The organism is Bradyrhizobium sp. CCGUVB4N, assembly GCF_024199945.1.
Taxonomy (GTDB): domain Bacteria; phylum Pseudomonadota; class Alphaproteobacteria; order Rhizobiales; family Xanthobacteraceae; genus Bradyrhizobium.
Genome location: NZ_JANADP010000001.1, coordinates 481,730 through 501,402 on the forward strand (window position 1 = coordinate 481,730; position 19,673 = coordinate 501,402).

The following is a 19,673-nucleotide window of genomic DNA, read 5'->3' on the forward strand; positions in this document are numbered from 1 at the left end:
CGCGCCTCACTCTTGTGCCATCACCGTTCGCGTCTGCGTGTTTCTGGCAAACTTCTTCAGCGGCATCGGCTTGCCGAACAGATAGCCCTGCACCATGTCGAAACCGAGCTCGTTGACCGCCATCAGGTCGCCGCGGCTCTCGACACCCTCGGCGACGGCGCGCGCGCCATAGCCCTGCGCGAGCTCGACGATGTGGCGGCACACCGTTCGCTTCAGGCGGTCGTTGCCGCAGCCGGTGACGAATTGCCGGTCGGCCTTCAGCTTGATGAAGGGGATCCTGTCCCGCCCCATCAGCGCCGGCCAGTTGGCGCCGAGATTGTCGATCGACAGACCGATATTGTGGAAGCGCATCTCGCGCGCGATCTCGGTGAGGAAGGCGAGATCGTCGAGCGCCTCCGCGCTGGCGATCTCGATCGTCAGCCCGCCGAAGGCCGGATGCGTCGGCACCCGGCGGCAGAGGTCGCGCACCGCCTGCGGCTCTTTCAGATAAGGCGCGGGCAGATTGATCGAGAGATCGACCGCGCTCTGCCGCTCCAGAAGATAGTGCCAGTCCTGCAGCGCGCGCTCGATCACGAACTCCGACAGGTCGCGGAAATGCGGATCGTCCTCCTCCGGGATGAAATAGGCCGGCGGCACCACGCCCCAGGTCGGATGCCGCATCCGCACCAGCGCCTCGGCGCCGCAGCGGACCAGCGAGCGCGCGTCGATTTTCGACTGGTACCAGAGCTCGAGCCAGCCCGCATGCAGGGCCTCGCCGACATGCACGGCCGGGCTCGGCGCCGGCTCCTCCGGCAGCAGCATCGCGACGCGCTCGCGCAACGTCTCCGCGGCAAAGGGCGTGGTGAGCGGCGGCAGCATCGCAAGCCCGTATTCCTCGCCGACCTGCTGCACGGCCTTCACGATGATCGACTCGCGGGCGCCGACGGTCAAAACCTTGCCGTCGAAGGCCTCGCGCACCAGGGTCTCCAGGAATTGGCCGGGCTCGATGCCGTCGGCGGCGATGCCGAGCAGGATCAGGTCCGGCAGGTCGGTGGCGAGCATGGTCTGCAGCTCGCTTGCGCTGCTGCATTCGCTCGTGACGAAGCCGAGGTCCTCGAGCACTTCGCTCATGAAGGCGCGCAGATGGCGCTTGCTGTCGGCCACGCATGCGCGCGGCATCATCTTCCGCCGTCCGAAGGTCTTCAGCCTTCGTCCGGCGAGCTCACTGATCCTGTCGTCCATCTCAAACCACTCCCGTTCCGCGGCCGGTGTTAGCGACGGGAGCAGTTTCAAATAAGGAGGGCTTCAGCCGATTGTTGAATTATCTGGGTAACGTTAAAGCCCCCATCATTCCTAAAATTGTTCGGACCTCTTTCGGGAAGTGTTTACGTCTGTCCGTGCGTTGCGCTCGTGCGTGCGACAATCATGCAGGATTTTCCCGGTGCTCTGTTCGGTGGCGCGTGGGGCCGTGTCCTGTAATTGGACGAAGCTGCGCGTGCTTCGCCCAATTGAATAATGGACGCCTCAATTGGCTGCCGCTTTGTCGTGTTCGGCGATGCCGACCGCCTTGTAGTCATAGGTCGGATAGAACTCGGTGCGGTACGGACCCCACGCGGTGTCCTCGATGATGCGGTTGACCTCGCGCAGCCGCGAGGCCGGCAGCCGCAGCGTGATCACCTGGCCTACGCCCATCATCACGTACCAGCTCACGACCTCTACGCCCGCCGGTGGAAAGGCTTTGCGGAAGCCTTGCTTGTCGAGTTGCGCATTCAGCTCACTGAGCGGGCGCGACTGGTCGTGCTTGAAGAAGACGGTGAGCAGAACGGCATTGTCGGCCGTCGGCGCGGCGTTGCCCGGGGGCGGTGCCGTCTGCGCCATCGTCGTTGACGCGAGCGCGCATGCACCAGCCAGCCACATCATGAGGGTCAACGTCAGTCGGATCGATCTCATCGCGAATGTCCTTCCATCGCAGCATGCGATGCGGCGCAGGATAGAAGCGATACACTCCGTCCACGAATTCATTTTCGCGCGATGCGCGCATCTTTGCCCGTCGCGCGTGACGGTTATGCGACAACTCGCGCAGGCGCCGAGCCGACAAGTGTGAAGCAGCTCACATGCGTATTGCGACAGCTGCGCTATTGGTTCCATCAGCCGGTGGTGGGCTGTCAAGGATTGCAGCTATGACGACGCGGCGGTTGATCTATTGGTGGTTCAGATTCGTGATGTCAGGGCGATTTCTCGATCGCTTCCTGTGCCTGCCGCACGCGCCCGAATAGCCTAGAGGGAATGCCGGGGAACTAGGTCGCCCCGATCAATTTGCGAAATGCCGCCGCGCCGTCCTGCATGGCGTCGCGGCCCTTCCAGGCCAGATAGCTCAGCTTGCCGCCCAGCGTATCCTGGCTGCGTAGCCGGCGCGATCCCAGGATGTGACCGACATTGGCGGGGAAGCGGCTGACCTCGGCCGACACCAGCGCCGCGATCGCGTCCATCAATTGCTGCAGCCGGACGCCCCATTCGCTCTGTTCGATGCCGTCGATGCGAAGCTTGAGCGAATGCTCGGCGTCGTAGATTTCGGTGAGCAGATCGCGTGCGACGAGGAAACGGTTGTGGCGGAGTGCGATCCGCAGGGCGAGGCGCTTGTCGTCGAGCCGGTCGAGCACCATGGGGACGACGCAAGCATAGGGCGCCGCGGCAACCTCGGCTGCGCTCTTGCTCGCGGCCGCCCTGGTCGCAAGGTATGTGAGTTGCCAGAATGTCTTCAGGCGCCTCGCCACCAGCGCCAGCGCAAAGGGCAGCGCATCGGGATTGGCCTTCTTGAACGCGTCGAGCTGCGCAGTGATCTGGGCGACCTGGCCGTCGTCGAATTTGGTGATGGTCTCGGGCAGCTTCTCGTTGAACTTCGCCAATGCGTCGCCGGCGCGCAGCACTTGCTGCATCTTCTTCACGTCGTCGAAGGCAGTGCGCGAAGCGGTGTATTGCGCGAGCTTGCCGCGCGCGAACTCGGTGCTCTCGGCTGAGGCGAGCGTGTTCTCGAGCACCTTGACGACCTTGCCCTGGAAGGTCGTCGCGATCTTCTGCACTTCCTTGGGATTGTTGGCGGTGACCTGGTCGTTGATCGCCTTGACGTAGTCGCGCGCCATGGTCGGCAGCAGGTCGCGGCAGATCCACTCCCAGATCGGGGTGAGCGTGTTGCGCGAGATCCGTCCCGCATTGGCGTGCTCGGGCGCACCGTCGATCAGCAGCAGTTCGAGCGGCGCGAAGAAATAGCGCGAAGGATTGGTGGCGCGCGCCTGGGTCGATCCGTCCTTGCGGAATTCGGCGCGCAGCTTCGCCTGGATCTCGGTCGAGCCCGGCATGTCGATGCCGCACAGTTCGAGCCGTTCGAGTTCGCTCAGCAGACAGCTGCGCGACAACGGCGTCAGCTTCTGCAGGAACTCCGAAAGCTGGTCGATCTCGTCCATGGCACGCAATCTCTCGCAACGATTCCAGCAGGCCGACCGGCCCAATGCATGGAGGCATTTGCGCGCTCTCAATTGTGACAAAGAGAAGCAGGCCGCCGTTAATTTATCCGTAAAATCCGGGGGCGCCGCGGGCGAGCCGGGTCACGATCGTTAAGACGGCTTCGGGCGGTATGCCTATGTTTTAGGCAGATTTATCAACCCTGACATAGTCAACGATGGGTCAATGCGAGCATAAATTGTGCCGCCGTCGTCATTTCAGCACAGAACTGACAAAATCACCGTAGTCTTACGGAGCAGAAAGTTAACCACAGATCGCCCCGGGTTCCGCTAAACGGGTCACATGGGGTCACAGAACGATACGGTTGCTGATTCGCGGCCGTCGGAATGGTTCGAAAGCAGCACTGCTCCGGCCGAAGAGGCTGATTTCGTTCGCCTGAACGCTGCCCGTGCCAAGGCGGCCGATGAGATGGCCGCGGCCATCGCCCGCGAACTCAACGGCCCCCTGACTGCACTCCTGCTCTACATGGGCGAGATCAAGCACCACAGCGACCAGCTCGCGCCGGTCTCGGCCGATCGCGCCTATTTGCAGCAGGTGGTGGAGAATGCATTGGCGCAGACCGAGCGCGTCTGCGGCGTGGTCAAGCAGCTCGCCGGCCCCCACAAGGGCGCGTTGCCCGCGCCGTCCACGACCGAGGATGCCGAGTTGAAGGCCGGCCGCGTGCTGCCGGCGCCGCGCGAGACCGGCTCCGAACTGTCGAGCCTGTCGGGCAAGCGGCTGACCAAGCGTGAGCGCGAAGTGCTGCGGCTGATCAGCGAGGGTTTTTCGAACAAGCAGGGGGCGCTGCGCATGCAGATCAGCCCGCGCACCTTCGAGAGCCATCGGGCCGAGGCGATGCGCAAGCTCGGCGCACGCAACACCGCGGACCTCGTCCGCGCCGCGCTGCTGCATTCGATCGATTGAAGCCGTGATCTTGCGCTGCCGTGGCGGCAGCGCGGTCCGTGCCTAGAAGTAATCTTCGGCGAAGGGGCGCACGCGCGAATTGGGCCGCAGCGCCTTCGGCTCTTCCTTCGGCGCATTCGGGATGATGGTGATGGTCCAGCGCGGCGGGATCGTCGAATCCTGCTCCAGCACCGAGCGGACAAAACCCGTCACCGTGGACTCGCCCGCCTTCACCGTAGCCATCCGGCCGTTGAACTGTGCGATGCGGAAGCGACGGACCTCTTTCTGGTCCGCAGTCTCATAGGTGAACATGGAAACCCTCCTGGTTTCCGGCGACTATCGCCACCTATGATTAGTCATCTGTGAAAATTGCAAACCGTATAAGTACGGCGGGGTGCAGGCGGGTCAGCCCTGCGGCTCCTGCGCCTTCGCGGCGGCGAAGGCCACATCCATCCGCTCAAGCAGATCGCTGAATTCGGCGTCGTCGATTGTGTCCGCGGTGCTCTCGAGCCGCAACGCCAGCGCCGCGAGCCGAAGATAGCCGAACGTCCTGGCCGTGCTCTTCAGCGAATGGGCCTCGCGCGCGATCCGGCCGCGATGCTGGCCAAGCGGGAGTGCATGAAACAGCTCGAGCCGCGCACGCGTCTCGCTCCAGAACACCGCGCGCACTTCACTGGCGCCGTCCTCGCCGATCTCGCGTACCAGCACGTCGAACGCGCCAGGCTCGCGCAGCGGTTCAGGCTCGCGCAGCGGTTCAAGCTCGCGCAGGGGGGCGGTGTCGTGCGCGCCCTGCGTGGGCGCGAAAGCGGCGTCGAACATGGTGTCCCGGTCCCCGTGATGCGCGTCGGGTGCGACGCGTCCGGGAGATCTACGCCATTCCGATTTCGGTTCTGGTCACGAGATATGCGGTGTTTGCAGGCGGGGTTAAGCACTTGCTTTACCATGTGCCGCGCCCGTCAGGGCCCGAGCAGCCGGTCGTATTGGGCCTTGACCGTGGCGTAGCATTCACACGCGGTCTGGCGCAGCCCGTCCAGATTGAGAATCTGGATGTGTCCGCGGCTGTAGTGGATGAAATTGGCCTGCTGCAAGGTATTGGCGACCAGCGACACGCTGTTGCGCCGCGCCCCGATCATCTGCGCCATGGCCTCCTGGGTCAGCAGCAACCGGAAGTCGCCGGACAGATCATGGGTGTGCAGAAGGCAGCGCGACAGCCGCGACTCCACCGGATGCGCCGCGTTGCAGCCCGCAGTCTGCTGCACCTGCGCGTAGACAGCGAGACCGTGGCGCGTCAGCAACGTCCGCAGGGTGGGACTCTGTTCGGCCGCGATGCGCAGCCGGTCGAGGTCGATCACCGAGCCGACGCCCGGAACCAGCACGATCGCCGTGTTCAGCGCGCAGGCATCGCCCATGGTCGAGAGTGTCCCGAGCAGGCTGTCGCGGCCGATCATGGCCACCTGCACATGCTCGCCCTTGGCAAGTTTCACGACCAGCGAGATCACGCCACGGTGCGGGAAATAGGCGCGCTTGAGCGTTTCGCCGGCTTCCACCAGCACGGCGTCATGCGGCAGATCGACCGTGCGCAGATGTGCACGGATCAGTTCATAATCGTCTGCCGACAGTGCCGACAGGAAACCGTTGGACGGGCGTACCATCGTCTCCAAATCTGCCTCCTGTCTCATCCGCCGGTGAAACGCCCGCCACCGAATCCGCCGTCCCCTGCACGGTAAGTTCCATCATGTTCACGACGGGATATATTGGCAATTGGTGCATTGTTCACAGCTGTGCCCCAATCGGCTGATACCGCTTGGTGTGCACACCGGCATGCAGCCGAAGATGGTAGCGCTCACATCATCGAGGCCTCGCCAGCAGACGCACGTCGTGGGCCTTCATCACGGCATAGCAATCGCATGAGGTCGCCTCCAGCGCCCGCTGATCGGTGATCACGATCTGGCCGCGGCTGTAGCGAATGATGCCGGCGCGCTGCAGCGCGTGAGCGACCAGTGAAATGGCATTGCGCCGGACGCCCATCATCTGAGCCAGCGTCTCCTGCGTCAGCGGCAGCGTTTCGCTGTCGGACAGATCCTGGGCCCGCAGCAACCAGCGCGCCAGTCGCGCCTCGACCGGGTGCAGCGTATTGCAGAGCAGGGATTGCTGTGCACGCGCGAGCAGCGCCTGCTCATGCCGGATCATCAGGCTGCGGAACGGCGCGCTGGTCGCTGCGATGGTTCGAAAGGCCGCAATTTCAAGCATGGACGCGGTCCCGGGAAAGAGCACGACGGCGTCTGACGCTGCGATCCCGTCGGCGAGTGCCGCACCGCCGCCGACGACGCTGTCGCGGCCGAGCATCGCCACCTCGATCGTCTGCCCTTCGGAGAGACCCACGGTGATTGAAACGGTTCCATCGTGCGGAAAGTAGACGTGTCGCAGCACCGCGCCTGCTTCACCCAAGACAGTCTCTCTGACCAATTCAATCGTGATGAGATGCGGGCGCAACAGATCCATGTCCGCAGCATCGAGCATTTGCAGCAATCGGTTCGGCGGTGGTCCGCTCGCGATCATGCAGAATCATCCAGCGCGTTCGATGAGACGTCTGGGTCGCGCATTCGACACCTGGTTGCGTGTCAAAATAAACTATCTTACTGGTTGTGTCACTGCCGATATACCCGTTGGGGGGCAGGCAGCTTGTCGCATTTGCAGCCGAAATGAGAACTGCGCGCTGATTCGTGCACGCACCCGGCGAGTCCGTCTTGCGTCATCAACCGGGAAGGAGTGGCAAGGGGGCGTTCATGAGCCGAAAACGGGCCATCGACGGCAGACGTCGCATCCGCACGTCCGTCGATCGTCCGCCGGTCTGCGCCACCTTTCTCCTTCGTCGATGCATTTCAGCCGTCGGCAATTTCCTCGCGCCATCGCGTGGTCTGGCCGCGGATCTCGCGTCGATCCCGTTCGCGTGCTGCACAAGGCCGGCGCCGCGTGCTGCCTGCGCAAGCCGTTCACGCCGGATGCGCTGCTGGACGCCATCAAGGACTGTCTTGCCGAGTCTCGCGCCGCTGCTGCGCGGCTGAGTTAGCGCGTTATTGTCCGTGACGCGCACGAGGTAAGAGTCCGTTTACCGCGAGCGCAGTCCTTGCGGATTTCAGCACGGCATCGAGAGACGGTCGCATGCGCGATTCCGATCGCGCGTGATTTGAGTCAATTCGCGCAAGCCGTGCATATCTCCCGATTCCGCCGGGATTTTTTTGCGCACGTCGCGACGCCGTTATCGGCGCGTTTACTTGTTGCGTTTCAGGCCCGATGCCGCGTGCGGGATTTGCTGAAAATCGCAGCCTCGCGCGGTCGAACGGCAAACTTCGCTTCAATATCCGTATTAGCACGGAGGATGAAATTAACGGGACCGTGAAATGGGTTGTCTAACGATTTAAGAGCGGACTTCCGCCGATTCCAAGCGCGGCGCAGGCGTCGAGGTCCAGCTCAGTCAAGGCGTAGCTCATGGATGATCTGTTGCGGGAGTTTCTGACGGAGACCAGCGAGAGCCTGGACACCGTCGACAATCAGCTGGTGAAGTTCGAGCAGGAGCCGAACAACGCCAAGATCCTCGATAACATCTTCCGCCTGGTCCATACCATCAAGGGTACGTGCGGCTTCCTCGGACTGCCGCGGCTCGAAGCGCTGGCACATGCCGGCGAGACGCTGATGAGCAAATTCCGCGACGGCATGCCGGTGACCGGACAGGCCGTGACGCTGATCCTGTCCTCGATCGACCGCATCAAGGAGATCCTCGCAGGCCTCGAGGCAACCGAAGCCGAGCCCGAGGGCAACGACCGCGATCTCATCGACAAGCTGGAAGCGATGGTCGAGCAGGGCATGGCCGCGATGGCCGCCGGCGCCGCTGCGCCTGTCGCTGAAGCCCCGCCGCTGGTGCCGGAGGCGCCCGTTGCGGCTGCGCCCGCTCCCGCAAAGGAGATGACCACGGGCACGCTGATCGACCAGACCCTGGAACGTCCGCTGCGTCCCGGCGAAGTCTCGCTCGACGATCTCGAGCGTGCCTTCCGCGAGACCGCGATCGAAGCGCCCGCGCCTGTTGCAAAGGCCGAACCCGTTGCCGAGGCTCCGGCACCTGTTGCCAAAGACGCCAAGGTGCCCAGGGAAAAAGCGGCCAAGAAGTCGGCCGCCGACGAGACGGGCGCCGAAGGCGACCGCGTCGCCAACCAGTCGATCCGCGTCAACGTGGATACGCTGGAGCACCTGATGACCATGGTCTCCGAGCTGGTGCTGACCCGCAACCAGCTGCTGGAGATCTCCCGCCGCAACGAGGACACCGAGTTCAAGGTGCCGTTGCAGCGCCTCTCCAACGTCACCGCCGAGCTGCAGGAGGGCGTCATGAAGACGCGCATGCAGCCGATCGGCAATGCCTGGCAGAAGCTGCCCCGCATCGTCCGCGATCTCTCGTCCGAACTCGGCAAGCAGATCGACCTGGAGATGCACGGCGCCGACACCGAGCTCGACCGCCAGGTGCTCGATTTGATCAAGGATCCGCTCACCCACATGGTGCGCAACTCCGCCGATCATGGCCTGGAGACCCCCGCCGAGCGCCTCGCCTCCGGCAAGGGCGAGCAGGGCACCATTCGTCTGTCCGCCTATCACGAGGGCGGCCACATCATCATCTGCATCGCCGACAACGGCCGCGGCCTCAACACCGAGAAGATCAAGGCCAAGGCGCTCTCCTCAGGTCTCGTCACCGAGGCTGAGCTGGAGAAGATGTCGGAAGCCCAGATCCACAAGTTCATCTTCGCGCCCGGCTTCTCCACCGCGGCCGCCATCACCTCGGTCTCCGGCCGTGGCGTCGGCATGGACGTGGTCCGCACCAATATCGACCAGATCGGCGGCACCATCGACATCAAGTCGGTCGCAGGCGAAGGCTCCTCCGTCACCATCAAGATCCCGCTGACTTTGGCCATCGTCTCGGCGCTGATCGTGGAAGCCGCCGGCGATCGCTTTGCGATCCCGCAGCTCTCGGTGGTCGAGCTGGTGCGTGCCCGCGCCAACTCGGAGCACCGCATCGAGCGCATCAAGGACACCGCGGTCCTGCGCCTGCGCAACAAGCTCTTGCCGCTGATCCATCTGAAGAAGCTGCTCAAGATCGACGACGGCGCGGCTTCCGATCCCGAGAACGGCTTTATCGTGGTGACGCAGGTCGGCAGCCAGACGTTTGGCATCGTCGTCGATGGCGTGTTCCACACCGAAGAAATCGTGGTCAAGCCGATGTCGACAAAACTGCGTCACATCGACATGTTCTCCGGCAACACCATCCTGGGCGATGGCGCTGTGATCATGATCATCGACCCCAACGGCATTGCCAAGGCGCTCGGCGCCGCCGGCTCCTCGGCCCATGACATGGCCGACGACAATGGCGCGCACCACATCGGCTCGGGCGAGCAGACCACCTCGCTGCTGGTGTTCCGCGCCGGCTCCAGCCAGCCCAAGGCGGTCCCGCTCGGGCTCGTCACCCGCCTCGAAGAGCTCCCCGCCGACAAGATCGAGTTCAGTAACGGCCGCTACATGGTGCAGTACCGCGAGCAGCTGATGCCGCTGGTGGCCATGGACGGCGTCACCATCGCCAGCCAGGGCGCGCAGCCGATCCTGGTGTTCGCCGATGACGGCCGCTCCATGGGTCTCGTCGTCGACGAGATCATCGACATCGTCGAAGAGCGGCTCAACATCGAGGTCGGCGGCTCGGCTAGCGGCATTCTCGGCTCGGCCGTGATCAAGGGCCAGGCCACCGAGGTGATCGACGTCGGCCACTTCCTGCCGATGGCGTTCTCCGACTGGTTCACCCGCAAGGAGATGAAGCCGTCGATGCACTCGCAGTCGGTGCTGCTGGTCGACGACTCCGCATTCTTCCGCAACATGCTGGCGCCGGTGCTGAAAGCGGCCGGCTACCGCGTCCGCACCGCGCCGACCGCGCAGGAGGGCCTCGCCGCGCTCCGTGCCCAGACCTTCGACGTGGTCCTGACCGACATCGAGATGCCCGACATGAACGGGTTCGAGTTTGCCGAGACCATCCGCTCCGACAGCAATCTGGGCGCGATGCCGATCATCGGCCTCTCCGCCCTGGTGTCGCCGGCCGCGATCGAGCGCGGCCGTCAGGCCGGCTTCCACGACTATGTCGCCAAGTTCGACCGTCCCGGTCTGATCGCGGCGCTGAAGGAACAGACCGCGGGTGCCGCCGGCGCCTCCGAGCTGAACCGGGCAGCGGCGTAACGACAGGGATCAGGAGATATCGATATGACCAAGAAGACCCAGTCCGGCGAAGGCGCCATGGTCGAGTACGTCACCGCGATGATCGGTGGCCAGCTGTTCGGCCTGCCGATCTCCCGCGTCCAGGACGTGTTCATGCCCGAGCGCGTCACCCGCGTTCCCTTGTCCTCGCGCGAGATCGCGGGCGTGCTGAACCTGCGCGGCCGCATCGTCACCGTGGTCGACATGCGCGCCCGCCTCGGCCTGCCCAAGCCCGAGGACGGCAAGACCCCAATGGCTGTCGGCGTCGACCTGCGCGGTGAATCCTATGGCCTCCTGATCGACCAGATCGGCGAGGTGCTGCGCCTGTCCGAGAACGGCATGGAAGAGAACCCGGTCAATCTCGACCCCCGCATGGCCAAGCTCGCCGGCGGCGTCCACCGTCTCGACGGCCAGCTCATGGTCGTCCTCGATGTCGATCGCGTCCTCGAGCTCAAGACCGACGTGCAAATGGCTGCCTGAACTTTCACAAAAGACATTTTAGCCGGAGATCCAAGATGAAGACCTGTTTGGTGGTTGACGATTCCAGCATCGTTCGCAAGGTCGCCCGTCGCATCGTCGAAGCGCTGGGCTTTCAAGTCATTGAAGCGGAAGACGGTGTCGAGGCGCTGGTTCATTGCAAGAAGGCGATGCCGGAAGCCATCCTGCTCGACTGGAACATGCCTGTCATGGACGGCTTCCAGTTCCTGGGAACGCTGCGCCGCATGCCCGGCGGCGATGAGCCCAAGGTCGTGTTCTGCACCACCGAGAACGGCATCGACCACATCACCAAGGCGATGGGCGGCGGCGCCAACGAGTACATCATGAAGCCGTTCGACAAGGAAATCGTGCTGGCGAAGTTCCAGGAAGTCGGGCTGGTCGCGCGCGAAGAAGAGACGGCTGCCTGAAAATACACCTGTTCGTAGCGTCAAGAGGTATCCTGTGAACGCGCCCGATTACGAGTATCTGCGTAAGTTGCTGAAAGAGCGCTCCGGTCTCGACCTGTCCGCCGACAAGCAATATCTGATCGAAAGCCGCCTGCTGCCGCTGGCGCGCAAGGCCGGGCTCTCCGGCATTCCCGAGCTCGTGCAGAAGCTGCAGGGCGGCTCGAGCGCGCTGATGACCAACGTGGTCGAAGCCATGACCACGAACGAAACCTTCTTCTTCCGCGACAAGGTGCCGTTCGACCATTTCCGCGACACCATCATGCCTGAGGTCCTCAAGGCCCGTGCCGGCCGCCGCAGCGTGCGGATCTGGTGCGCCGCCGGCTCGACCGGACAGGAGCCTTATTCGCTGGCGATGACCCTGAAGGAGATGAGCGCGGCACTGACCGGATGGCGTGTCGAGATCATTGCGACCGACCTCTCGCAGGAAGTGCTCGAGAAGGCCAAGGCCGGCGTCTACAGCCAGTTCGAAGTGCAGCGCGGCCTGCCGATCCAGATGCTGATGAAATATTTCAAGCAGACCGGCGAAACCTGGCAGGTCAATCCCGAGCTGCGCGCGATGATCCAGCACCGGCAGCTCAATCTGCTGCAGGATTTCTCCAACCTCGGCACGTTCGACGTCATCTTCTGCCGCAACGTGCTGATCTATTTCGACCAGGAAACCAAGATCAACATCTTCAACCGCCTGGCCCGCCAGATCGAGCCCGACGGCTTCCTGGTGCTCGGCGCTGCGGAAACCGTGGTCGGACTGACCGATACGTTCAAGCCGCTTGCCGATCGCCGCGGCCTCTACAGGCCGAACGATCCGCGTGCGGCAGCGGCGCCGGTCGGTGCCGGGGCGCCGCGCATGGCGGCGATGGCAGGACGATAAGAATGGCCGAGGAAGGCAAGGGCGCAGAGCGCGTCACGTTCAGTCGAGGTTATGATGTCTGCATCATGGCCATCGACGGCACGTGGCGACGCGACTGCACCCTCAATGCGATTTCCGACACCGATGCCATCCTCACGGTGGAGGGCTCGATCCAGGGGTTGAACCTCAAGGAGTTCTTCCTGCTGCTGTCGTCCACCGGCCTTGCCTATCGCCGCTGCGAGCTGGTGCGCGTCAACGGCGCCGAGATGGACATCCAGTTCCTGCGCGGCAAGAACCGCAAGAAGCGCGGCGCGGCCAGCCATGATGCGGTGGCGTGATCGCCACGCGCCATGTGCCGCCCTTTGCCGACGCGTTGCTTCACATTTTCTGAAAACATCCGAACGAATTGGCAGAGGCGGCTTTACGTCGCCTAAGCGCGTGCCGTGTATCAACTGACGGTCGCAATTTCAGGGTCCGGCCATGCCAAGAAGCTCTCTCTCCCCCATCCCCTCAAACCTGCCCGACGTCGCCGAGCGGCGCGCGCTTCAGCTCCTGGTGGTCGATGACGACGCCACGCAGCGCAGCCTGATCACGGTCGCCGCCAAGCAGGCCGGCCACGAAGTCGCCGTTGCGCCGTCGGTTGCGGAGGCCATCGAGAAGCTGCGCGCCGCGCGCTTCGACTGCGTGACGCTCGATCTCGTGCTGGAGGATGGCGACGGCATCGACGTGCTGCGCGAGATGGCGGCGGCGAAGTTCACGGGCTCCGTGATCGTCATCAGCGGCATGGACGGCAAGCGCCGCAGCGCCGCTCGCAGCTTCGCCCGCTCCGTCGGGATCGAGCTTCAGAGCCTGCCGAAGCCGCTGGACCTCGCGGCGCTGCGCATCAGCCTCGCCAATCTCGGCAAGACGGCAATGGGGCTGCCGACCATACACACCTGGGGTGGCGTCGCCACCGACGCGATCGTGGAGCGGCACCGCGCCTGAGGCGCGGAACTGCCATGCAATCGGCTGCGGCAAATCAGCCGCGCCGATTGCGGCCTACGCGGGATTGCCGGATTCCGACAGATTCTGCAGGGCGTTGCCGAGCTCCGCCCGGCAGGCATTGAGGGCGGCGCCCACCGTTGCGTAACGGGGCGTCACGTCGTCGAGCACGACAATCTCGGTGGAACCCGAGATAGCGCTATCGTCTTCAGGCTCCATCGCAGCGTCGATCAGACGCACGCTGATCTCGATGCGCGCGATCAGGGAGCGAAGCTCGGCCGCGATCAACTGACGGCTGTCGGTTTCAGCCATCGCGGCGAGCGGGGGTGTGCCTGCGTAATTTAGCATGGATATTCTCCGTCCCCCGCAATAAGGCACCTCGGCGCTACTTGTGCGTTAAGTTCATGTCCCGTACAAATGCGGGTGGGCCGAATCCGCGCCAAAAGCCATAGCGTTAGGCGCGGACGCGAGTCCTTGAATGCCGACGTGGCTTGGCGAATGGACATGGCACATGGTCGAACAAACCTCCCGTGGTGAGATCTTCGTGGTCGATGACGACCCGGCTGTTCGCGACACCCTGTCGATGGTGTTGAAGGCGGCGGGTTATGAGGTGATCTGCTTCGCGGACGGCGCGGCACTGCTCTCGGTCGCGCGAAGCCGCACGCCGGCTGCGGTCCTGCTCGACGTGCACATTCCCGGAAAGTCGGGCCTCGACATCCTCAAGGAGCTGCACGGCGAAGACTATCCCGCACCGATCTTCATGATCTCCGGCCAGGGCGACATCGCGATGGCGGTGGGGGCGATCAAGAGCGGCGCGCTCGACTTCATCGAGAAGCCGTTCCGCGGCAGCGAGATCGTCGGCCGGCTGGACGAAGCGATCGGCGCTTATGCACGCCGGCAGACAGAGAGTGTGTCGCCGAAATTCGGCTCGCTGCATTTCCCCGGGCGCGAGCCGCTGACCCGCCGCGAGCGCGAGGTGCTCGAGCAGTTCGCTGCCGGTGCCTCCAACAAGGAAGCCGGTCGCACCCTCGGCATCAGCCCACGCACCATCGAGGATCACCGCGCCAACATCATGAAGAAGCTCGGCGCCCGCAACGCCGCCGACCTGATCCGCATCGTGATGACCGCGGCCCAGCGCGCGTCGTAAGCGGCAAGCTCTTTCTCTCGTGCCCCGGACGCAGCGCGTCACGCAGTGATGCGCTGCCGAGCCGGGGCCCATCTCTCCTCATAATCGTAGCAAGTTTCTGGGTCCCGGCTCTGCGCAGCAGCGTTTCACGCTGCAGCGCGTCCGGGACACGAGACCGTCATCCCTGCAGCGCCTTGCGGATGATCCGCGCCAGGTCGGACTTGCGATAGGGTTTTGCCAGCAGCAGCACGCCTGAATCCAGCCGGCCGTGGTGGATGATCGCGTTCTCGGTATAGCCCGAGGTGTAGACCACCCTGAGGTCGGGGCGTGACTTCAACACCTCGTCGGCGAGCTGCCGTCCGTTCATCTTGCCGGGCATGATCACATCGGTGAACAGCAGGTCGAACGGCTTGCCGCTCGCGACGATGGTGAGCGCCTCCGCGGCATTGGCGGCCTGCAGGGTGACGTAGCCGAGCGAATGCAGCTGGGCCAGCACGTAGTCGCGCACCAGCCGGTCGTCCTCGACCACGAGGATGGTCTCGTGTCCGCCCTCGATCGAGGCCGGCATCACGCCATCGGCGACGGCGGTCGGCGTCTTGCCCGGCGGCAGGTACATCTTGATCGTGGTGCCGTGGCCTTCCTCGCTGTAGATCTTGATGTGGCCCGCGGACTGCTTGATGAAGCCGTAGACCATGGAGAGCCCGAGCCCGGTGCCCTTGCCCGGACCCTTCGAGGTGAAGAAGGGGTCGAACACGCGCGCCAGCATGTTGGCTGGAATGCCGGTGCCGGTGTCGCTCACCGCGATCAGCACGTAGTGCCCCGGCCGGACGTCGTTGACGCTGGCATAGACCTCGTCGAGATAGGCGGCGCCCGTCTCCACGATCAGCTTGCCGCCGCCGGGCATGGCGTCGCGGGCGTTGAGCGCGAGGTTGAGGAGCGCCGTGGTGAGCTGGTTCGGGTCGACCACCGCGACGCAGCTCTCGTCCTCGAACACGGATTCGATCTGGATCTGCTCACCCAGTGTCGGCCGCAGCAGCTTTGCGGTGTCGATGATCAGTGAATTGATGTCGATCTCGCGCGGCTGCAGCGGCTGCTTGCGCGCGAAGGCGAGCAGATGCTGGGTCAGCTCGGCGCCGCGGCCGGCGGCCTCGTCGATCATCTTCGTGATCGCGGCAAGCCCCGGATCCTTGGCCACGGCCTCGGCGAGGATCTCGATCGTCCCGGTGATGACGGTGAGGATGTTGTTGAAATCATGCGCCACGCCGCCGGTGAGCTGGCCCACCGCCTCCATCTTCTCGGCGTGGCGGATGCGCTCCTCGGAGGCGATCTTGTCGGTGAGGTCGCGGTAGAACACGTTGAACAGGATGCCCTCGCGGCGCCGCAGCGCCGTAACGCTGAGCTCCGCCTTGAACTCCTTGCCGTCGCGGCGGCGGACCATGAGCTCGCGGCGGCGGTTGAGGGTCTGGCCGTCGGCCGACTCGAGGAAGCGGGCGAGGCCGTCCTTGACCCTGTCGCGCTCGCTCTCGGCGACGATCAGGTCGACCGCATTCCTGCCCAGCGCCTCGTCGCGCCGCCAGCCAAACAGCTCCTCGGCCCGCGAGCTCCAGTTCAGGATGGTGCTGCGATCGTCGGTCTGGACGAAGGCGTCGAGCGCGGTCTCGACGATGTTGCGCGCAAGCTGCTCGCTGTCGCGCAGGGATTCGGCGGCGCGCCTCGCCTCGGTCATGTCGCGCCCGACGAAGAAGAAGCGCTTGGCCTGGTCGGACCAGTTGCCGAGCCAGGACAGCCAGACCTCGTGCCCGTCCTTGTGAATGCAGCGCGTGTCGGCGAGCTTCGGATGTTCGCCGCGCCGGAGCGCGCGCATCTCCTCGCGGGATTGATCGAGATGGGCGGGGTGGATGAAATCGGCGCCGCTGCGGCCGATCATCTCCTCGGGCTTGTAGCCGAGCACGGCCTCGCTGCTGGGGCTGATCTGAACGAGATGGCCGCGCGAGTTCATGATCATGATCAGATCCTCGGAAGCGTCGAACAGTTGCCGCCGCTCCTCGATCTGCTGCCGCAGCGCGCGTTCAGTCCGCCGCGCATCGGTCAGAACGCGTGCCGCGCCGGACGCGCCGATGATCTCGCCCGCGGTGCCCCGGATCGGCGACAGGCTCACCGAAATCTCGACCGGAGTGCCGTCCCTGCGGATCCGGACGGTTTCGAAATGGTCGATCCGTTCACCCCGCGCGATCCGCGCGAGATAATCGCTGCGCTCATCGTTACGGTCGGTTGGAAGGATGATCGACGTCGATTGCCCAACGGCTTCCTCGGCCGAATAGCCGTAGAGGCGTTCGGCCGCCGCGTTCCACCCGATGATGGTGCCGTTGAGCGTCTGCATCACGATCGAATCGTCGGAGGATTCGACCGCCGCGCTGAACAGGCGCTCGCGCACGGCGAGCTGGTCGCGGGCCGCTTCAGTGCGCCGCCGCTCCTCGATCTCGTGCTCCAGCGCCGAGGTCTTGGCCTTGGTCTCCTCGACCATGTGGGCGAAGGCCCGCGCCAGCATGCCGGTCTCGCCGCCGGCGTCGATCGGAATCGTCGCCGGCTTGCCGCGCCCGATCGCCTCGACGGCCTTGGTGAGCCGTCCGATCGGCCGGGTCAGCGATCGCGCCAGCAGCAGGGCGAGCGCGGCCGCGACCAGCACCGCGATGATGCCGATCATCAGGCTCGTCTGCTCGATGATGACGGCGGGCGCCATGAACACGGCATAGGGGACCACGCGGATGATGCCGACCCATTGGCCCTCGGCCAGGATCGCCGGCGCAATCGCGGTGCCGCTCGGCTTGCCGTCGCTTTCGGGCACGACATGGGTTTCCCCTTGCGTCGATCCGGTGACGCCGGCGAAATAGGGGAAGTCGTCCTGCCAGCGCGTCGGTGTGCCCAGTTGCGAGCCGAACTCGCGGGTCCGGTCCGGGTGCACGATGTAGTCGCCGTTGCGCCCGACGACGTAAACCTGTTCACCCCGCCGGCCGGTGATCCTGATGCGGTCGAGCACCTGGCGCATGTCGACATTGATGACGACGATGCCGAACAGCCGGTGATCGGATCCGTACAGCGGCGCGGCGACGCGCAATGTCGGGACGTAAGGCAGCTGAATCGTGCCGTTGTCGACGTTCAGATCGACCGGAGAGACATAGATCTGGTCTTCGGCGAGCTTGATCGCGTCCTGGAAGAAGGAGCGATCGTCCTTGGTTTGCAGCGCTTCGTCGGGAACGATGCGGACCGTTCCGTTCGATCCCGAGCGGTCGACGCGCAGATATTCGGTGCCGTCGGCGCTGATGACGCGAAATTTTGCGTAGGTCGGGTTGGCTTCGACGTCGGCGACAAGGCGCGTCAGCAGCCGATCGCGCCAGGTCTTTTCGGTCAGATGATCAACCGGATCGATGCCGTTGTTGAAATGCGCATCGATCACGCCGCGCACGGCTGCATTGGCGCGGAACGTCACGATATCGGCATGCGCACCGTTGGTCTGGGCCTCGAGCTGTGAGGCGAGTAGCCCCGACTGGGTCTCGATGCGGTCGATCACGCGCGGCAGGAACGCCCGTTCCAGGCTGTAATGGCTCAGCCACCCGACCGCGGAGACCGCAACCGCGACCAGCAGAATCATCGCGATGGCCAGCCGGGTTGCGAGCGTCATGTCGGTCGTCGCCCGGCGTCAAGAATGGACCCGAATGTTTGATGCGACATCGATGGCCCCGTCATCGGCTGCCGGCGCCGGCATCGCGTTGCGGCAGGGATGATGGTGCCGATATCAGGCAACGGTCGACCGCGGCCAGCAGCGCGTCCGACCGGAACGGCTTCTGCAGGCTGGCGACGGCGCCGAGCTTGGTCGCCATCTTCAGGAAGTCCGGCTCGGCGTAGGCGTCCGGCGTGATCGAGCGGCCGGAAATGACGATGATGGGGATCTTCGGCTGCAGCGCCCGGACGTGGCGCATCGTTTCCAGCCCGTCCATACCGGGCATGAAGATGTCGAGGAACAGCAGGTCGAACTGGCTGCCCTCGAACAGGGCGAGCCCCTTGTGGCCGTCGCCGGCGACCGTCACCTGGTGACCGGCCCGCTCCAGGAGCAGCCGGATCGTCAATTGAACGGCCGGGTCGTCATCCACGATCAGGATGTTGGCCACGTCAAAAACCTCCGGGTCGGGCAGGGAGGTTCCCTGCGACCCAAATCAAAGCATCAAATGCGAAATTGTTGCGCGGATCGTGCCTGGCCTGCAAGCACTTCGCGGCTGTTGCGAAGTGTGGTCACCCGGCCATTAATTGGGTACGGATCATATGCATGTTTACGTGCAGATGACCACGGCGACAGCGCCTAGTCGGAGAGATATTCCGGATAGCGCTCGCGGATCCGATCCAGCTCGCTCAGCGTGCCTGAGAGATGTTTCCGCAGATGTTGCTGCGCAGCATCGGCATCTTTCGCCTCGATCGCGCGCGTGATCAGCTTGTGGTGGCGCACGATGTTCTGGGCCTTGCCGGGCGAGGGCAGGTGCAGCCGGCGCAGCCGGTCGATATGTCCGCTGCGGCTTCGCACCAGCATCCAGAGATCCTGCTTGCCGGCGGCGGCGTAGAGCTGGGCGTGGAAATCATTGTCGGCGATCATGAAGGCCTGGAAGTCGCCGGCCTTGGTGAATTGCTGTTGCAGCGTAATGGCGTGATCCAGGCGGATGATCAGCGTCGGATCAGGCTGCTCCGCGAGGAGCCGGACGATCTCCAGCTCCAGCGCCTGGCGCAGGAAATGCGCCTGTTGCGCGCGGTCGACGTCGATCTGGCTGACCACGGTCGCGTGCTGCGGAAACACGTCGACCAGGCCCTCTTCCTCGAGCCGCATCAACGCGTCGCGCACCGGCGTCGAGCTGACGCCGAATTGCCCGGCCAGCTCAGCCCGCGACAGCGGCGCGCCCGGCGGCAATTCGAGCGCAATGATTGCATTGCGCAGCCGCTCGAACACCTGCGGCGCGGCCTGCCGGGCTCGGTCGAGCCGGGCGGCCCCGCGCGGGGCTTGATGAGCTGATTCCATGGCGGGCTGCTCCGGCGGACTTGCCTTTGATGCACTAATGCATTAGTGCATCAGCTC

19 protein-coding genes are annotated in these 19,673 nt (G+C 64.5%); 8 read left to right on the forward strand and 11 right to left on the reverse strand.

The window, feature by feature from the left end; genetic code table 11:
- Window positions 1-6 precede the first annotated feature (6 nt).
- The 3 genes from NLM31_RS02305 to NLM31_RS02315 form a co-directional block, all read right to left on the reverse strand.
- Window positions 7-1,221: an EAL domain-containing protein gene (locus NLM31_RS02305; protein WP_254127710.1), complete on the reverse strand. Its 1,215-nt coding sequence runs from the start codon at window positions 1,219-1,221 to the stop codon at window positions 7-9.
- Window positions 1,222-1,503: 282 nt separating this feature from the next.
- Entirely contained in the window at window positions 1,504-1,929 is a 426-nt protein-coding gene (locus NLM31_RS02310) for a hypothetical protein (protein WP_254191331.1), read from the reverse strand.
- Window positions 1,930-2,276: 347 nt separating this feature from the next.
- Window positions 2,277-3,440, reverse strand: a complete 1,164-nt coding sequence (locus tag NLM31_RS02315; protein ID WP_254191332.1) for a hypothetical protein — start codon at window positions 3,438-3,440, stop codon at window positions 2,277-2,279.
- A 340-nt stretch (window positions 3,441-3,780) separates the two neighbouring features.
- Between NLM31_RS02315 and NLM31_RS02320 the strand changes: the two genes are divergently transcribed.
- On the forward strand, window positions 3,781-4,401 hold the full coding sequence (locus tag NLM31_RS02320) for a helix-turn-helix transcriptional regulator (RefSeq protein WP_254127713.1): 621 nt from the start codon (window positions 3,781-3,783) through the stop codon (window positions 4,399-4,401).
- Window positions 4,402-4,443: 42 nt separating this feature from the next.
- Here NLM31_RS02320 and NLM31_RS02325 read toward each other — a convergent pair whose 3' ends face one another.
- From NLM31_RS02325 to NLM31_RS02340, 4 genes are all read right to left on the reverse strand, one after another.
- The gene (locus tag NLM31_RS02325; RefSeq protein ID WP_200471243.1) at window positions 4,444-4,692 is read right to left on the reverse strand and encodes a hypothetical protein; all 249 of its coding nucleotides are present in this window, start codon (window positions 4,690-4,692) and stop codon (window positions 4,444-4,446) included.
- Window positions 4,693-4,785: 93 nt separating this feature from the next.
- The gene (locus tag NLM31_RS02330; RefSeq protein ID WP_254191333.1) at window positions 4,786-5,199 is read right to left on the reverse strand and encodes an Hpt domain-containing protein; all 414 of its coding nucleotides are present in this window, start codon (window positions 5,197-5,199) and stop codon (window positions 4,786-4,788) included.
- A 137-nt stretch (window positions 5,200-5,336) separates the two neighbouring features.
- Window positions 5,337-6,032, reverse strand: a complete 696-nt coding sequence (locus NLM31_RS02335; RefSeq protein ID WP_254191334.1) for a Crp/Fnr family transcriptional regulator — start codon at window positions 6,030-6,032, stop codon at window positions 5,337-5,339.
- A 196-nt stretch (window positions 6,033-6,228) separates the two neighbouring features.
- Complete coding sequence (locus tag NLM31_RS02340) at window positions 6,229-6,939, reverse strand: Crp/Fnr family transcriptional regulator (RefSeq protein ID WP_254191335.1); 711 nt, start codon at window positions 6,937-6,939, stop codon at window positions 6,229-6,231.
- Between the two features lie 930 nt (window positions 6,940-7,869).
- On the opposite strand from NLM31_RS02340, the gene NLM31_RS02345 reads away from it, so the two are divergent.
- The 6 genes from NLM31_RS02345 to NLM31_RS02370 all read left to right on the forward strand — a co-directional run bounded on the left by NLM31_RS02345 (window position 7,870) and on the right by NLM31_RS02370 (window position 13,434).
- On the forward strand, window positions 7,870-10,641 hold the full coding sequence (locus NLM31_RS02345; RefSeq protein WP_254191336.1) for a hybrid sensor histidine kinase/response regulator: 2,772 nt from the start codon (window positions 7,870-7,872) through the stop codon (window positions 10,639-10,641).
- Between the two features lie 24 nt (window positions 10,642-10,665).
- Window positions 10,666-11,139 carry a chemotaxis protein CheW gene (locus NLM31_RS02350; RefSeq protein WP_254191337.1) on the forward strand — a complete coding sequence of 158 codons (474 nt, stop codon included), beginning with the start codon at window positions 10,666-10,668 and terminating at the stop codon, window positions 11,137-11,139.
- 35 nt (window positions 11,140-11,174) lie between these two features.
- On the forward strand, window positions 11,175-11,564 hold the full coding sequence (locus NLM31_RS02355) for a PleD family two-component system response regulator (protein ID WP_188106496.1): 390 nt from the start codon (window positions 11,175-11,177) through the stop codon (window positions 11,562-11,564).
- Between the two features lie 34 nt (window positions 11,565-11,598).
- Window positions 11,599-12,471, forward strand: a complete 873-nt coding sequence (locus NLM31_RS02360; RefSeq protein WP_254127719.1) for a protein-glutamate O-methyltransferase CheR — start codon at window positions 11,599-11,601, stop codon at window positions 12,469-12,471.
- A 2-nt stretch (window positions 12,472-12,473) separates the two neighbouring features.
- Window positions 12,474-12,788: a PilZ domain-containing protein gene (locus tag NLM31_RS02365; protein WP_254127720.1), complete on the forward strand. Its 315-nt coding sequence runs from the start codon at window positions 12,474-12,476 to the stop codon at window positions 12,786-12,788.
- Between the two features lie 142 nt (window positions 12,789-12,930).
- A complete protein-coding gene (locus NLM31_RS02370; protein ID WP_254127721.1) occupies window positions 12,931-13,434 on the forward strand; it encodes a response regulator in 504 nt (167 codons plus the stop codon).
- Window positions 13,435-13,488: 54 nt separating this feature from the next.
- Here the strand turns inward: NLM31_RS02370 and NLM31_RS02375 are convergent, their stop codons facing one another.
- Window positions 13,489-13,779: a hypothetical protein gene (locus tag NLM31_RS02375; protein WP_254127722.1), complete on the reverse strand. Its 291-nt coding sequence runs from the start codon at window positions 13,777-13,779 to the stop codon at window positions 13,489-13,491.
- Between the two features lie 163 nt (window positions 13,780-13,942).
- On the opposite strand from NLM31_RS02375, the gene NLM31_RS02380 reads away from it, so the two are divergent.
- Window positions 13,943-14,578: a response regulator transcription factor gene (locus NLM31_RS02380; RefSeq protein ID WP_254127723.1), complete on the forward strand. Its 636-nt coding sequence runs from the start codon at window positions 13,943-13,945 to the stop codon at window positions 14,576-14,578.
- Between the two features lie 157 nt (window positions 14,579-14,735).
- Here the strand turns inward: NLM31_RS02380 and NLM31_RS02385 are convergent, their stop codons facing one another.
- The 3 genes from NLM31_RS02385 to NLM31_RS02395 form a co-directional block, all read right to left on the reverse strand.
- Window positions 14,736-18,236, reverse strand: coding sequence for a PAS domain S-box protein (locus NLM31_RS02385; RefSeq protein ID WP_254191338.1), 3,501 nt, complete (start codon window positions 18,234-18,236; stop codon window positions 14,736-14,738).
- 61 nt (window positions 18,237-18,297) lie between these two features.
- A complete protein-coding gene (locus NLM31_RS02390; RefSeq protein ID WP_254191339.1) occupies window positions 18,298-18,723 on the reverse strand; it encodes a response regulator in 426 nt (141 codons plus the stop codon).
- Window positions 18,724-18,911: 188 nt separating this feature from the next.
- Complete coding sequence (locus tag NLM31_RS02395; RefSeq protein WP_254191340.1) at window positions 18,912-19,616, reverse strand: GntR family transcriptional regulator; 705 nt, start codon at window positions 19,614-19,616, stop codon at window positions 18,912-18,914.
- Window positions 19,617-19,673: the final 57 nt, after the last annotated feature.

What these genes read in the sequence shown, in the direction of transcription:
- NLM31_RS02305 (WP_254127710.1), bottom strand. Translation starts at nt 1,221, where the DNA reads ATGGACGACAGGATCAGTGAGCTCGCCGGACGAAGGCTGAAGACCTTC.
- NLM31_RS02310 (WP_254191331.1), bottom strand. Translation starts at nt 1,929, where the DNA reads ATGAGATCGATCCGACTGACGTTGACCCTCATGATGTGGCTGGCTGGT.
- NLM31_RS02315 (WP_254191332.1), bottom strand. Translation starts at nt 3,440, where the DNA reads ATGGACGAGATCGACCAGCTTTCGGAGTTCCTGCAGAAGCTGACGCCG.
- NLM31_RS02320 (WP_254127713.1), top strand. Translation starts at nt 3,781, where the DNA reads ATGGGGTCACAGAACGATACGGTTGCTGATTCGCGGCCGTCGGAATGG.
- NLM31_RS02325 (WP_200471243.1), bottom strand. Translation starts at nt 4,692, where the DNA reads ATGTTCACCTATGAGACTGCGGACCAGAAAGAGGTCCGTCGCTTCCGC.
- NLM31_RS02330 (WP_254191333.1), bottom strand. Translation starts at nt 5,199, where the DNA reads ATGTTCGACGCCGCTTTCGCGCCCACGCAGGGCGCGCACGACACCGCC.
- NLM31_RS02335 (WP_254191334.1), bottom strand. Translation starts at nt 6,032, where the DNA reads ATGGTACGCCCGTCCAACGGTTTCCTGTCGGCACTGTCGGCAGACGAT.
- NLM31_RS02340 (WP_254191335.1), bottom strand. Translation starts at nt 6,939, where the DNA reads ATGATCGCGAGCGGACCACCGCCGAACCGATTGCTGCAAATGCTCGAT.
- NLM31_RS02345 (WP_254191336.1), top strand. Translation starts at nt 7,870, where the DNA reads ATGGATGATCTGTTGCGGGAGTTTCTGACGGAGACCAGCGAGAGCCTG.
- NLM31_RS02350 (WP_254191337.1), top strand. Translation starts at nt 10,666, where the DNA reads ATGACCAAGAAGACCCAGTCCGGCGAAGGCGCCATGGTCGAGTACGTC.
- NLM31_RS02355 (WP_188106496.1), top strand. Translation starts at nt 11,175, where the DNA reads ATGAAGACCTGTTTGGTGGTTGACGATTCCAGCATCGTTCGCAAGGTC.
- NLM31_RS02365 (WP_254127720.1), top strand. Translation starts at nt 12,474, where the DNA reads ATGGCCGAGGAAGGCAAGGGCGCAGAGCGCGTCACGTTCAGTCGAGGT.
- NLM31_RS02370 (WP_254127721.1), top strand. Translation starts at nt 12,931, where the DNA reads ATGCCAAGAAGCTCTCTCTCCCCCATCCCCTCAAACCTGCCCGACGTC.
- NLM31_RS02375 (WP_254127722.1), bottom strand. Translation starts at nt 13,779, where the DNA reads ATGCTAAATTACGCAGGCACACCCCCGCTCGCCGCGATGGCTGAAACC.
- NLM31_RS02380 (WP_254127723.1), top strand. Translation starts at nt 13,943, where the DNA reads ATGGTCGAACAAACCTCCCGTGGTGAGATCTTCGTGGTCGATGACGAC.
- NLM31_RS02385 (WP_254191338.1), bottom strand. Translation starts at nt 18,236, where the DNA reads ATGACGCTCGCAACCCGGCTGGCCATCGCGATGATTCTGCTGGTCGCG.
- NLM31_RS02395 (WP_254191340.1), bottom strand. Translation starts at nt 19,616, where the DNA reads ATGGAATCAGCTCATCAAGCCCCGCGCGGGGCCGCCCGGCTCGACCGA.